At 59.1% G+C, this 13176-nt stretch carries 13 protein-coding genes; all 13 read left to right on the top strand.

Annotated features, from left to right (window positions below):
• Nucleotides 1-4 precede the first annotated feature (4 nt).
• Entirely contained in the window at nucleotides 5-898 is an 894-nt protein-coding gene (gene argB, locus HMPREF2878_RS00065) for an acetylglutamate kinase (protein ID WP_005511727.1), read from the top strand.
• Nucleotides 899-957: 59 nt separating this feature from the next.
• A complete protein-coding gene (locus HMPREF2878_RS11355; protein WP_070560046.1) occupies nucleotides 958-2163 on the top strand; it encodes an acetylornithine transaminase in 1206 nt (401 codons plus the stop codon).
• Nucleotides 2164-2169: 6 nt separating this feature from the next.
• Entirely contained in the window at nucleotides 2170-3111 is a 942-nt protein-coding gene (gene argF, locus HMPREF2878_RS11350; protein WP_070560044.1) for an ornithine carbamoyltransferase, read from the top strand.
• 4 nt (nucleotides 3112-3115) lie between these two features.
• The gene (locus HMPREF2878_RS00050) at nucleotides 3116-3598 is read left to right on the top strand and encodes an arginine repressor (RefSeq protein ID WP_005511719.1); all 483 of its coding nucleotides are present in this window, start codon (nucleotides 3116-3118) and stop codon (nucleotides 3596-3598) included.
• 49 nt (nucleotides 3599-3647) lie between these two features.
• Nucleotides 3648-4847, top strand: a complete 1200-nt coding sequence (locus HMPREF2878_RS00045; protein ID WP_070652652.1) for an argininosuccinate synthase — start codon at nucleotides 3648-3650, stop codon at nucleotides 4845-4847.
• Between the two features lie 45 nt (nucleotides 4848-4892).
• On the top strand, nucleotides 4893-6332 hold the full coding sequence (argH, locus tag HMPREF2878_RS00040; protein ID WP_016422893.1) for an argininosuccinate lyase: 1440 nt from the start codon (nucleotides 4893-4895) through the stop codon (nucleotides 6330-6332).
• Nucleotides 6333-6848: 516 nt separating this feature from the next.
• Nucleotides 6849-8000: a hypothetical protein gene (locus HMPREF2878_RS00035; RefSeq protein WP_069359382.1), complete on the top strand. Its 1152-nt coding sequence runs from the start codon at nucleotides 6849-6851 to the stop codon at nucleotides 7998-8000.
• Nucleotides 8001-8006: 6 nt separating this feature from the next.
• A complete protein-coding gene (locus HMPREF2878_RS00030) occupies nucleotides 8007-9638 on the top strand; it encodes a VWA domain-containing protein (protein WP_083229242.1) in 1632 nt (543 codons plus the stop codon).
• Nucleotides 9625-10272, top strand: coding sequence for a hypothetical protein (locus HMPREF2878_RS00025; RefSeq protein ID WP_049189983.1), 648 nt, complete (start codon nucleotides 9625-9627; stop codon nucleotides 10270-10272). Before HMPREF2878_RS00030 ends, HMPREF2878_RS00025 begins: the two co-directional genes overlap by 14 nt.
• Nucleotides 10262-10435 (top strand): Trm112 family protein, encoded by a 174-nt coding sequence (locus tag HMPREF2878_RS00020; RefSeq protein ID WP_016422889.1) that lies wholly within the window; start codon nucleotides 10262-10264, stop codon nucleotides 10433-10435. Before HMPREF2878_RS00025 ends, HMPREF2878_RS00020 begins: the two co-directional genes overlap by 11 nt.
• Entirely contained in the window at nucleotides 10436-11086 is a 651-nt protein-coding gene (locus tag HMPREF2878_RS00015) for a DNA-3-methyladenine glycosylase (protein ID WP_070652651.1), read from the top strand.
• 12 nt (nucleotides 11087-11098) lie between these two features.
• The gene (tyrS, locus tag HMPREF2878_RS00010) at nucleotides 11099-12403 is read left to right on the top strand and encodes a tyrosine--tRNA ligase (RefSeq protein WP_070652650.1); all 1305 of its coding nucleotides are present in this window, start codon (nucleotides 11099-11101) and stop codon (nucleotides 12401-12403) included.
• A 244-nt stretch (nucleotides 12404-12647) separates the two neighbouring features.
• Entirely contained in the window at nucleotides 12648-13022 is a 375-nt protein-coding gene (locus HMPREF2878_RS11080) for a hypothetical protein (protein WP_126108062.1), read from the top strand.
• The last annotated feature ends 154 nt before the right edge of the window (nucleotides 13023-13176 follow it).

Here is a 13176-nt window from a genome sequence, read left to right as displayed (position 1 = left end):
TGCAATGGTTCACCAGTTGACCGAAGGGCTGTCCTTCGAACAGCGGGCACATGTGCTGGCGGAAGCCCTGCCGTGGCTGCAGCACCACCGTGACAAGATTGTGGTGGTCAAGTACGGCGGTAACGCGATGACCGACCTGAAACTGAAGAAGGCCTTCGCGCAGGACATGGTTTTCCTGCGCACCGTGGGTGTGAAGCCGGTGGTTGTCCACGGTGGCGGTCCTCAGATTTCGTCGATGCTCAAGCGCCTGGGGCTGGAGGGAGAGTTCCGAGGCGGTTTCCGCGTCACGACTCCGGAGGTCATGGAAATTGTCCGCATGGTTCTCTTCGGGCAGGTCGGCCGCGAACTAGTGAACCTCATCAACGCCTACGGGCCGTATGCGGTAGGTACCTCTGGTGAGGACGGTGGCCTGTTCACCGGTACTCGACGCACGGTAAACGTCGGTGGCAAGGAGACAGATATCGGGCTGGTTGGCAATATCACCGAGGTGCACTCGGAAACGCTATTGGACCTGATTGATGCCGGCCGTATTCCGGTGGTCTCCACGATTGCGCCGTCCGCTGACGGCAAAGAGGTCTACAACATCAACGCCGACACGGCAGCAGGTGCACTGGCATCGGCAATTAACGCGAACCGTCTGGTGATTCTGACTAATGTCGAGGGTCTCTACACGGATTGGCCGAACCGCGATTCGCTGGTGTCCAAGATTTCCACTTCGCACCTGCGAGAAATCCTTCCGACGCTGGACTCGGGCATGATTCCGAAGATGGAGTCCTGCCTGAACGCAGTGGATCAGGGAGTGCCTGCGGCCCACGTTATCGATGGCCGCCAGCCACACTCGGTGCTGCTGGAGCTGATGACTTCCGGCGGTATCGGCACAATGGTAGAGCCCGGATAAGGCAGAAAAAGACGGACAAGAATTTACCTACACACACGTTAGGCAGGTCGAAAGACGACATGAGCGACTTCAAGCAGCAGTGGCAACACACGATGATGAACAATTACGGCACGCCGCGCATTGAGCTTGTGCAGGGTAAGGGCGCTATTGTCACGGATTCCGAGGGCAAGGAATACCTGGACCTGCTCGCCGGTATTGCAGTCAACGCGTTGGGTCACGCGCATCCGGCGATCGTGGAAGCCGTGTCCAAGCAGATTTCCACGCTGGGGCACGTGTCCAACATCTTCGCCTCTGAGCCGCCACTGGCACTGGGTGAGAAGCTCATTGAGCTCACTGGCTGGGACACCGATGACACCCGGGTTATGTTCTGCAATTCCGGCACCGAGGCCAACGAGGCTGCATTCAAGCTGGCGCGTTTGACGGGGCGCAACCGTATTATCGCGACCCACCACGGGTTCCACGGCCGCACCATGGGAGCACTTGCCATGACCGGTCAGCCGGACAAGCGCACCCCGTTCGAACCGATGCCGGGTGGAGTCGAGTTCGTGCCCTACGGTGACATTGACTTCCTTACCAAGACCATCGAATCCGATCCGTTGGGTGTCGCAGCGGTGATTCTGGAACCAATTCAGGGTGAGACCGGCGTGGTCGCACCGCCAGAGGGATACCTCGCCGACGTCCGCGAACTGACCAAGCGCTTCGACGTCCTCATGATTGTCGACGAAGTGCAGACCGGCATTGGCCGTACCGGCCAGTGGTTTGCCCATCAGCACGATGGCATCGTGCCGGATGTTATGACCCTGGCTAAGGGGCTCGGCGGCGGACTGCCGTTGGGCGCTGTCATCGCTAACGGCCGCGCAGCAGAACTGTTCACCCCAGGTGCGCACGGCACCACCTTCGGTGGCAACCCGGTCTGTGCCGCCGCTGGTTTGTCCGTTATCGAGACGCTGGAAGAAGAAAAGCTGCTCGATCGAGTCACCGAGAAGGGCAAGGTTCTGGCTCGCAAGCTTGCGTCGTTAAGCCATGTCGATCACGTGCGTGGTCGAGGCTTCATGCTTGGGCTGGTGCTGTGCGAGAACCTGGCTAAGGAAGCGGTTAACGCCGGCTATGAGCACGGAGTCATTTTGAATGCACCACAGGCGAATGTGCTGCGCATCGTGCCGCCGCTGAATCTTAGCGATGAGGAAATCAACCGTGCCGTCGAGTTGATTGATACCTGCCTGAACGACGCCGCTGAGGCTGTCGCAAACAATGGAAGGAATTAGGAACTGATGCTCCGTCATTTTCTCGCCGATGATGACCTGACTCCGCAGGAGCAGGCTGAGGTGCTGCAGTTGGCTGCAGAGCTAAAGGCAGCACCGTACTCCCGCCGGCCGTTTGAGGGGCCGCAGTCGGTTGCGGTGCTGTTCGACAAGACGTCGACTCGTACCCGTTTCTCCTTCGACGCTGGTATTGCGGCTCTGGGCGGCAACGCGATTGTGGTCGAAACCGGAAACTCGCAGATGGGCAAGGGCGAAACCTACCAGGACACCGCTGCTGTGCTCAGCCGTTTTGTCTCGGCAATCGTGTGGCGTACCTACGCACAGTCAGGGCTGGAGGCCATGTCTGAAACTGCGACGGTGCCGATTGTCAACGCACTTTCCGACGAGTTCCACCCGTGCCAGATTCTCGCTGACCTGCAGACCATCATCGAGCACAAGTGCCCGGAAGAAGGCCAGGCGGGACTGCGTGGCAAGAAGGCTGTCTACTTCGGCGATGGTGCCAACAACATGGCCAACTCCTACCTAGTAGGCTTCGCCACCGCAGGGCTGGACGTCACCATCTGTGCACCGGAGACCTTCCAGCCGGAGCAGGTCTACGTCGACCGCGCCAAGAAGGTCGCGGAGCAGACCGGTGCGGCCGTGGCCGTGACCGCAGACGTCGATGAGGCCATTGCCGGTGCCGACGTTGTCATCACCGATACCTGGGTCAGCATGGGGCAGGAGAACGACGGCCTGGATCGTCGCACTCCGTTTCTGCCGTACCAGATCAACGCTGAGCTGATGGCGAAGGCAAATGAGGATGCCATCTTCCTGCACTGCCTGCCGGCATACCGCGGCAACGAAGTTACTGCCGAGGTCATCGATGGCCCGCAGTCGGTAGTCTTTGACGAGGCGGAAAACCGCATGCACGCTCAGAAGGCGTTGCTGACCTGGCTGGTGGAGAGGCAGTAAGGTCATGACCGCAGCACAACCAGGTTCTCGCACAGCTCGGCAGACGCGCATCGCTGACCTGTTGGCGCAGCATCACGTGTCCAGTCAGGTTCAGCTCGTCGAGCTGCTTGCCGACGAAGGCATTGAGATTGCGCAGGCGACGTTGTCCAGAGACCTCGATGAGCTGGGCGCCCGAAAGATTCGCGATGGAGCCAACGGTTCGCGTTATTCCATCGTCGAAGATGCACTCGCTGTCTCCAGCGGGGCAGTGGCCAGGATGCGGCGCGTTTTAGACGAGCTGCTGGTCTCCATTGATCATTCGGGCACCATCGCGGTTGTGCGTACACCACCGGGAGCCGCACAGTATCTAGCCAGTGTGATTGACCGTGCGGGACTCAAAGAAATCGTTGGCACAATTGCGGGAGATGACACCGTAATGTGCCTGGCTAGAGAACCACTTTCCGGCGCTGACCTAGCCCAGCGTCTAGCCGCCGGAACGAACCAGTAAACTATTTCACGAAATGCTTTAAAGCACCGATTAAAGGAGCGCTTACCCTATGACCAACCGGGTTATTCTTGCTTACTCTGGTGGCCTCGATACCACCGTTGCTATTCCGTACCTCAAGGAAATGACGGACGGCGAGGTCGTCGCAGTTTCTATCGATGTCGGACAGGGCGGCGAGGACATGGAGTCCGTGCGTCAGCGCGCTCTGGACGCCGGCGCTGTCGAAGCTGTCGTTGTCGACGCCAAGGACGAGTTCGCCGAGGAGTACTGCCTGCCGACCATTAAGGCCAATGGTCTTTACATGAAGCAGTACCCGCTGGTTTCTGCACTGTCGCGCCCGCTGATTGTTAAGCACATGGCGAAGGCTGCAGAGGAGTTCGGTGGCACCCACGTTGCTCACGGTTGCACCGGTAAGGGCAATGACCAGGTCCGTTTCGAGGTCGGTTTCGCCAACACCGCCCCGGATCTGAAGATTATTGCACCGGCTCGTGACTTCGCTTGGACCCGCGACAAGGCTATTGCCTTCGCTGAGGAAAAGGGTCTGCCAATTGAGCAGTCCAAGTCCTCTCCGTTCTCCATTGACCAGAACCTCTTCGGTCGTGCCATTGAGACCGGCTACCTGGAGGACCTGTGGAACGCACCAACCAAGGATGTCTACGCGTACACCGAGGATCCGACCCTGAACTTCAGCTCCCCGGACGAGGTCATCATCTCCTTCGAGGACGGTAAGCCGACTGCCATCGACGGCAAGAAGGTTTCCGTGCTTGAGGCCATCGAAGAGATGAACCGCCGCGCTGGTGCTCAGGGCATCGGTCGTCTGGACATGGTTGAAGACCGCCTGGTCGGCATTAAGTCCCGCGAGATTTACGAGGCTCCGGGCGCAGTTGCCATCATGACCGCACACGCAGCGCTCGAGGACGTCACCGTTGAGCGTGAGCTGGCCCGTTACAAGCGTCAGGTCGAGGGCGAGTGGGCCAACCTGGTCTACGACGGCCTGTGGTTCTCGCCGCTGAAGCGCGCGCTGGATGCCTTCATCGAGGAGTCCCAGAAGGGCGTTTCCGGTGACATCCGCATGGTCATGCACGCAGGTCACTGCAACGTCAACGGTCGTCGTTCGAACACCTCGCTGTACGACTTCAACCTGGCTACCTACGACGAGGGCGACACCTTCGACCAGACCCTGGCTCGCGGTTTTGTCGAGCTGCACGGCCTGTCCTCGAAGATGGCCGCAAAGCGCGACTTCAAACTGTAAAGATTCTCCAGAGCGACTAGAGCGAAAGGCCTATTGGAAAAGACAATGGTCGAAAAGCACGGTACCAACGAAGGCTCCCTGTGGGGCGGCCGCTTTGCCGGTGGCCCGTCCGAGGCGATGGCCGCATTGAGCAAGTCCACCCATTTTGACTGGGTGCTCGCGCCTTACGACGTTCTTGCGTCCAAGGCCCACGCCCGAGTGCTGCATGCCCGTGGGCTGCTCAGCGATGCCGACTTTGACACCATGATCGAAGGCCTTGATCAGCTCGGTCGCGACGTTGCCTCCGGCGAATTTGGTCCAGAGCCGACAGATGAGGACGTCCACGGTGCCATGGAGCGCGGTCTGATTGATCGCGTCGGCCCGGAGGTCGGCGGTCGCCTGCGCGCTGGTCGTTCCCGCAATGACCAGGTGGCAACTCTGTTCCGCATGTGGCTGCGCGATGCCGTGCGCGGCGTTGCACTGGATGTCACTGACCTGGTTGCCGCCCTGGTGGCTCAGTCCAAGGCACATCCGGATGCCATCATGCCGGGCAAGACCCACTCCCAGGCAGCGCAGCCGGTATTGCTGGCCCACCAGTTGCTGGCTCACGCGCATCCGCTGCTGCGCGATCTGGACCGCATCCGCGATCTCGACCGTCGACTGGCTGTGTCCCCGTACGGTTCCGGTGCGCTCGCGGGATCTTCGCTGCACCTGGATCCGGAGGCCATCGCGGAGGAGCTCGGCTTCGACTCTGCCACGGACAACTCCATTGACGGCACTTCTTCGCGTGACTTCGCCTCTGAGGCGGCTTTTGTCTTCGCCCAGATTGCTGTGGACATGTCTCGCCTGGCAGAGGAAATCATCTACTGGGCCACCCCGGAGTACGGCTACGTCACTCTGGCTGATGCCTGGTCGACTGGATCCTCCATCATGCCGCAGAAGAAGAACCCGGACGTGGCAGAGCTGACCCGCGGTAAGACCGGTCGCCTGATCGGTAACCTCGCTGGTCTTATGGCCACGCTGAAAGCGCAGCCGCTGGCCTACAACCGTGACCTCCAGGAGGACAAGGAGCCTTTGGTGGACTCGGTTGAGCAGCTAACCTTGCTGCTGCCGGCCCTGACCGGCCTGGTGGCAACGCTGACCTTCCACGAAGACCGTCTGCGCGAGCTCGCTCCGGCGGGCTACACCCTGGCCACGGACTTGGCTGAGTGGCTGGTCCGCGAGGGCGTACCGTTCCGCGACGCTCACGAGGCATCCGGCCAGTGTGTCCGCATCGCAGAGTCCAAGGGCGGTATCGGTCTGGACGAGCTTTCCGACGAGGACCTCGCCGGTGTCCACCCGGCACTGACTCCGAAGGTCCGTGAAGTGCTTACTATTGACGGCGCTGTCGCTTCCCGCGATACTCGCGGCGGCACCGCGGGTGTCCGTGTTGCAGAGCAGCTCGCTCGCGTTGACGAGAAGAATACCGAGCTGAAGCAGTGGGCTGAAAAGCCGGTTCGCGGCTAAAGCTGCTAGAGCTAGCAAACCTGCTAGCTCAGCTAAAGCGGCTAATTAATCGGTGTGCGGTCAATCGACCGCACGCCGATTTTTTACAGCCCGGGGGGGGGAGAGTAGAAAAACCAGCAACCCGACAACTGATGACCCGGTAACTAGCAACCCGAAAAATTACGGGCTCCACGTGCGAATACGGGCTGCAAATGTGAAACTGTGTAAGTTTATGACACTTTCAGGCCATTTTTCAGGCCATTTTTGTCATAAACGTAGTCAGTAACTCGGCTCGACCCGCCGCCGCCAGTCATAAACGCAGTCAGTAACTCGGATCGATCCGACGCCACCAGTAACCTTGTAATGCCAGGGTGCCCCCCCCCGAAGTGACGCAGATTACTGATTATTTCTATATCTGTTGCCAGGTTTGGCCGGGTCTCTTACCATAATTTCATGGCGGAAAGTACGCGGTCGAGCGGTGGAAATCGCAGCTCACGAGATAAAAATAAAAATCAGAGTGGTAGCAAGAAAGGGTGCATGGGCCCGGGGGCAATTCTTGCAGTCATTTTGATTGTCATCGCGGCTGTTGCAGTCTATGTCGGTCGCGGCGGTAGTATTCCAGGTTTTTCTGGTGGCAGCTCCGGAGGAAACCGTGATTTCTTCGGTGGTGAAAAGACCGTCGTCAAGGCGATTGTTGGCTCTGAGAAAAAGCCCTTCTTCGAAGACAAAGAGGTCCAGAAGGCTCTTGCCTCTCACGGCTATGTGGTGGAAGTAAAGACGGCGGGTTCGCGTCGGATGGCCACGGATGTGGATCTGGATTCCTTCGACTTGGCATTCCCGTCGTCGGCACCGGCAGCGGAGAAAATTGCCGAGAAAATGAGTGGCGCTGAGCGGTACGACGTCTTCTACACACCGATGGCGATCGCTACTTTCGACAACATCTTGCAGGCATTGGCGCGGGAAAATGTTGCTCGCCAACAGGGCACTACGTGGCAGGTAGATATGGCAGCGCTGGCCACGATGCAGCACGACAATGTCCGCTGGCGTGACTTCGCGGAGAGCGATTATCCGTCGCCGCGCACGGTGCAGATGTCCACAACGGACATTCGTTCGTCGAACTCGGCCGCAATGTACTTGTCGCTCATGTCTTGGATTACCAATGAAGGCCGGATTGTGTCTGACAATGGGCAGGTCAATGCGGTCTTGCCGGAGCTCACCCCTCTGTTCACCGGCCAGGGGTACACGGAATCCTCGTCGGCTGGTCCATTTTCGGACTACCTCTCGCAGGGTGTCGGTTCGAAGCCAATGGTGATGGTTTACGAGTCGCAGTTCCTGGGGGAGAACAGTGCCCCGAACAGCCGGTTGAAGTCGGAAATGCGCCTGGCGTATCCATCGCCGACGATTCTGAGTACTCACGTGGCGCTGGGTTTTAACGACAATGGAGCTGCGGTCGCACGGCTCCTCGCCGAAGACCCTGAGCTTCAGAAGCTGGCGGCCAAGCACGGTTACCGCTCCAGCCAGCCTGAGGCGATGGAGGAATTCCAGACGCAGTTGAAGACGGGCCAGGAGGTCTCCACCGATTTTGTGGACTCCATTGATCCGCCGAGTTTCGACATCCTCGAGCAGCTTATTGAGGGTGTGTCCCGTGGATACCAGAGCCCACCGAGGCCGGAAACAGAAGAGGGGTAAAGCCGAATGAACATGGATAAGGCACTAACTGCCCTCCGCAAAATGCTTCTTGGCCTCGTCGGTGTGCTCGGCATCTTCGCTGCCGCGGCCTGCTCCGACGGTGGCCTGAACCTGCCGCTGGGCTCCGACGGGGAGAAGACCAACAAAGTCGACGTCGATTCTGACCTCAAGGGCTCGACTATGCGCATCGCCGGGGCCACGGAGCTTGCAGAGCTCCAGCCACTGATGCAAAAGGCCTCCGACGACCTCGGTTTTACTATTAACCTTGAGCTTCTCGACGGCACCGTGAAGAACAGCCACGCGCTTGTCTCAGGCGAATTCGACAACCAATTTGACGCCACTTGGTTTGCTACCAACCGGTACGTTGATCTGCTCGGTGGGGCTGACAAGCTGGGCGAAGCCAAGAAAGTCGCCACCTCACCCGTAGCGTTCGGTATCCATTCGGCGAAGGCTCGGGAGCTCGGTTGGGATACCAAGCAGCCGACGTGGGCTGAGATCGCGGAGGCTGCGTCGTCAGGCAAATTGGCCTACGGCATGACCAACCCCGCGGAATCGAACTCGGGCTTTTCCGGTGTGGTGTCGGTTGCGACCGCGTTCGCCGACACCGGATCGGCGCTGACTACGGGGGATATCAACCGCACCACGCCTGAACTGCAGAAGTTCTTCGAGGGGCAGAAGATGACCTCGGGTTCGTCGGGGTGGCTGCGCGACAAGTTCCTGGATGAGCCGGACTCCGTCGACGCGCTCATCAACTATGAAGCTGTGTTGCAGCAGATGAATAAAGAGGGCGCTGACCTGGAAGTTGTTGTTCCGAGCGACGGTGTCATCAGTGCGGATTACCCGCTGACGCCACTAGCTCAGCCGGCTAACGACCTTGCCGCGCGGCAGACGGAGGCACTCGGGCAGTGGCTGGAAGCGAACTCGCAGGTTCTCGCCGACCACTTCCTTCGCCCGGTCTCCGATGACGCCAACCTGCCGGAAAGCATGACCAACAGCGTCATTATCGAGCTGCCGTTCCCGGGTGATCGCGCAGTCACGGATCGTCTCATCGAGGCGTACGACAATGACCTGCGCGTGCCCGGAGAGTCGGTCTTTGTTCTCGACACTTCCGGTTCAATGTTCGGGGAGCGCATCGCTGATCTACAGGCGACAATGCGCGCAATCGTCGACGGCAGTGCACGCACCGAAACGGGAAGCGTGGGATTGCGAAACCGTGAGATCGCGACGATCCTGCCGTTCAGTACGAGCGTCGGCGAGCCCACGACCACGACAATTGACGGCCCGGAATCGCGCGCGCAGCTCACCGCCGCCGTCGATGGTCTGTACGCAGAGGGCGAGACGGCGCTTTACGACGCACTGATTCAGGCCTTCGACCTTCTCGGCAGCTCGGATAAGAACTCCATCCCGTCTATCGTGGTGTTGACCGATGGTCAGGTGACGTCGGGCAAGAGCTTTGCGGAATTCCGTGATTTCTACCAGTCCAAGGGCGGGAATCTGCCGCCGGTATTCGTCATCCGCTATGGAGAGGCGGATCCGGGAGAAATGCAGGAACTTGCGAACCTGACTGGTGGTAAGGTCTTTGAATCCCGTGAGACCGAGCTTGCTGATGTGTTCAAGGAGATTCGTGGCTACCAGTAAATCCTCCGGCACTTCTTCTGGCGGTGGCTTTCTCAACAGTCCCGCCAACATTGTCGGGCTCATCCTTGCCATCGCCGTCGTGCTGCTGCACCTGACCGTGGGGCTTGGTTTCCTGTGGCCGGTTGTTGCGATTGCCGCCTGGGGCGCGTCGGTTGCTTTGTTGCCGAGGCAGAGCAAAGGGGCTCAGAAGTCCGTTAGCTCGGCGCCGAAGCCTGAGGTCCCACAGCGTCGCCCGCTCAATCCATCTGAGCTGCGTAGGAATCTTCACCGGACATTGGGCAGGCTTTTCGATGCCCAGCCTGGCGAAGCTCTTGGCAACGCCGCAAATGACCTGGGTGCGACGCTGGAATCCGTCCTGAGCGAGTGGAAGTACCTCAAAGATTATCCCGAGCAGAAGGTGGTCATCGGCGGCATTATCCAGGAGTACTTGCCGCAGACAGTCAACTCCTACCTCGCGGTCCCGGAGCGTCTGCGTCACAAGGCCGAGAATCCGGCGCGGGAGTCCATCGACCTGTTGCATTCCGCGGTTCAGAAGATCCAGGATGCAATCGGTCAGGACAACCTGATTGCTTTGGAAGGTCAGCGTGACACCCTGGCAATTCAGTTCGGTAAGGTAGTGGACTATGAGCCTTGATCCGAAACTCCTTGAAATCCTCGCTTGCCCGCGTGACAAGGGGCCGCTTGAATACCTCGAAGACGAGCAGGTGCTGGTCAATCCTCGCCTAAAGATCGCCTACCGCATCGACGAAGGCATTCCGGTCATGCTTTCCGACGAAGCTATCGCCTGGGACAAGTAATTGCCTTTCCCGCTTCCCGACGGCTACAGCGTCCTCGACCGCACTGTGCTGTCGGGAGCTCCGATTGAGGCTGCGAAGACGCTGCTCGGCTGCGTAATTGTCATCCCCGCCGAGCATGTTATCGCCACCATCACGGAGGTCGAGGCCTATGGTGGCCCAGTTGACCAGCGCTATCCTGACCCGGCCGCGCACTGCTTCATGGGGCCAACCGCACGCAATCGCGCCATGTTTGGCCCGGCGGGGCATTGGTATATCTACCGCTCCTATGGCATCCACTTTTGCGCCAACATCACCAGCGCTACGGACGGCACGGGCGGGGGAGTATTAGTCCGCTCCGTACGCATTGAGCAGGGCCTGGATGCGGTGCGCCGTCGCCGCGGTGAAAAGCCAGCAGTTGCGGGTCTCGGACGTGGTCCAGGCAATGTTGGTCAGGCGCTTGGCCTTGACTTAAATGACTATGGGGCAGATGCGCTGGATCCGTCGTCACGCGTGTTTGTGGCGCAGCCAGTGAACGCCGATTCGGTTAGAGATATCCACGCAGGCCCGCGCGTGGGCGTTCGGCGAGCGGCGAATCGGCCGTGGCGGCTGTGGCTCCCAGACGATTCCGTCTCGGCCTATCGTCGCCACAAGAAGGCCGTTGAGGAGTTCTAGGTCACCCTCGCGGTGAACGTCGGCAAGCGAAACGTTACGATAGTGGACGTGACTGAACAGAACATTATCGACGAACTACAGTGGCGTGGCCTGATTAATCAGTCCACCGATGTTGACGCGCTGCGCGAGGCGTGCGAAAACCCCATTACTCTGTATTGCGGTTTTGACCCAACGGGCGATTCGCTGCACGCGGGCCACCTGGTTCCGATGATCATGTTGCGTCGTTTCCAGCTTGCCGGTCACCACCCAATTGCACTGGCAGGCGGTGCTACGGGCTTCATCGGCGATCCGCGTGATGTCGGTGAGCGTTCGATGCTCAGCCAGGAAGCCATCGAGCACAACCTGGAGGCCATCAAGGGCCAGCTGCGTCGTTTCATTGACTTTGAGGGCGATGCCCCGGCGACAATGGTCAATAATGCGGACTGGACTATGAACATGTCCGTCATTGACTTCCTTCGCGATGTCGGCAAGAACTTCTCCCTCAACACCATGCTCGATCGCGACACTGTGAAGCGTCGCCTCGAGTCTGACGGTATCTCCTACACCGAGTTTTCCTACATGCTGCTGCAGTCCAACGACTACGTGCAGCTGCGCCGCAACTACGATTGCGTGCTGCAGATTGGCGGCGGTGATCAGTGGGGCAACATCGTCTCTGGTGTCGATTTGAACAGGCGTATCGACGGCGCCAAGGTGCACGGCCTGACCGTGCCGCTGGTGACCGATGCGCAGGGTCAGAAGTTCGGTAAGTCTACCGGTGGCGGCAAACTGTGGCTGGATGCTGAAAAGACCTCGCCGTACTCCTGGTACCAGTACTTCCTCAACGCTGGTGACTCGGTTGTTATTGACTACCTGCGTTGGTTCACCTTCCTGTCTCAGGAAGAGATTGCTGAGTACGAGGTCGCTGTTGCGGAGCGTCCGTTCAAGCGTGAGGCGCAGCGTCGTCTGGCTCAGGAGATGACCAACCTGGTTCACGGCGAAGAGGCCACCAAGGCAGTTGAGCTGGCAGCGCAGGCCCTGTTTGGGCGTGCTGAGCTGACCGAGCTGGACGAGGCCACCCTGGCAGGTGCCGTCTCGGAGACTGAGGTTGCGGAGATTGCTGAGGGCGAGCCGCGTACTGTTGTCGACCTTCTCGTCGCCGCGGGTCTTGCCAAGTCGAAGGGCGAGGCACGCCGCACCATTAAGGAAGGTGGCGCGTACGCCAATAACCAGCGCATCGAGGACGAAGCGTGGGAGCCGGCTGCCGAGGACCTGCTGCACGGCAAGTGGATTGTGCTGCGCCGCGGTAAGAAGAACTTCGCCGGTGTGAAGTTCGTGTAGGCGCTGGTTGGTCTTTGTGTAGGCGCGCTGCTGATCTCTAGATCAATTGGTGTTTATGCAGCTTGATTCCTTTTAGGTAGCTGGGCTAGGGCTCTGGGCAGTCTAGGGGATTGATGATTTCAGAATCATTGACTCCTGGTCACTCCGGAGCCTTAGTTGTTTTAAAGGGAGCGTAGAAGCCGAAGCAAAGGTGGTAGCGATGAGTCCAAGACATGAAAACCGTGCTGGACGGGGAGGCTCGTTGATGGGTCGGATTATCGCGCGTTTCTCGAAGAAGTCTCAGCGTGCGTCAGAAACGGGCTCCGAACAAGCCCACGATTTTCAGGGTGAGGTTGCTTCTCGGCGGGTGAGCCCGCAGAGCACGCCAGGCCGATTGACGGTTGAAAACCCAAATGTGTTCTACACCGTTGAAGATAGGCAAAACGAAATCGTTATCCGTGAATATGATGCCTTCATCGGTGGCCTTTCCGACATGGTCGGACTGGAGGATGAATTCCAGCGGAATTTTTACGACCGTGAAGTCATTGTCAGGAAAACCACGGACAGTCAGCGAAAGGAGCGAATACATTCTTCCAGAGAAGCCTTCGAGGATTATCACCGAAGACTTCGTGGACAGTAGCTGTAGCTCTTCTTGGGTTTCATCAAAGGAGAGGACTGGCAGCTTCTGGTAAGTCGCTCTACTGCACAGGAAAACCCTAGATCAGATCTATCTACCTGGGGTTTTGTGTCTTTGGGTGGTGTGTGTGTAATGTATTCGGAGGTCAGCGTGGCCA

Source organism: Corynebacterium sp. HMSC065H09 (genome assembly GCF_001812845.1).
In the GTDB taxonomy this organism is placed as follows: domain Bacteria; phylum Actinomycetota; class Actinomycetes; order Mycobacteriales; family Mycobacteriaceae; genus Corynebacterium; species Corynebacterium jeikeium_D.
This window is presented reverse-complemented; position numbering and strand designations above follow the sequence as displayed.

Bases quoted from the DNA above. Each gene is read 5' to 3' on its own strand.
- argB (WP_005511727.1), top strand. From the start codon at position 5: ATGGTTCACCAGTTGACCGAAGGGCTGTCCTTCGAACAGCGGGCACAT.
- HMPREF2878_RS11355 (WP_070560046.1), top strand. From the start codon at position 958: ATGAGCGACTTCAAGCAGCAGTGGCAACACACGATGATGAACAATTAC.
- argF (WP_070560044.1), top strand. From the start codon at position 2,170: ATGCTCCGTCATTTTCTCGCCGATGATGACCTGACTCCGCAGGAGCAG.
- HMPREF2878_RS00050 (WP_005511719.1), top strand. From the start codon at position 3,116: ATGACCGCAGCACAACCAGGTTCTCGCACAGCTCGGCAGACGCGCATC.
- HMPREF2878_RS00045 (WP_070652652.1), top strand. From the start codon at position 3,648: ATGACCAACCGGGTTATTCTTGCTTACTCTGGTGGCCTCGATACCACC.
- argH (WP_016422893.1), top strand. From the start codon at position 4,893: ATGGTCGAAAAGCACGGTACCAACGAAGGCTCCCTGTGGGGCGGCCGC.
- HMPREF2878_RS00035 (WP_069359382.1), top strand. From the start codon at position 6,849: ATGGGCCCGGGGGCAATTCTTGCAGTCATTTTGATTGTCATCGCGGCT.
- HMPREF2878_RS00030 (WP_083229242.1), top strand. From the start codon at position 8,007: ATGAACATGGATAAGGCACTAACTGCCCTCCGCAAAATGCTTCTTGGC.
- HMPREF2878_RS00020 (WP_016422889.1), top strand. From the start codon at position 10,262: ATGAGCCTTGATCCGAAACTCCTTGAAATCCTCGCTTGCCCGCGTGAC.
- HMPREF2878_RS11080 (WP_126108062.1), top strand. From the start codon at position 12,648: ATGGGTCGGATTATCGCGCGTTTCTCGAAGAAGTCTCAGCGTGCGTCA.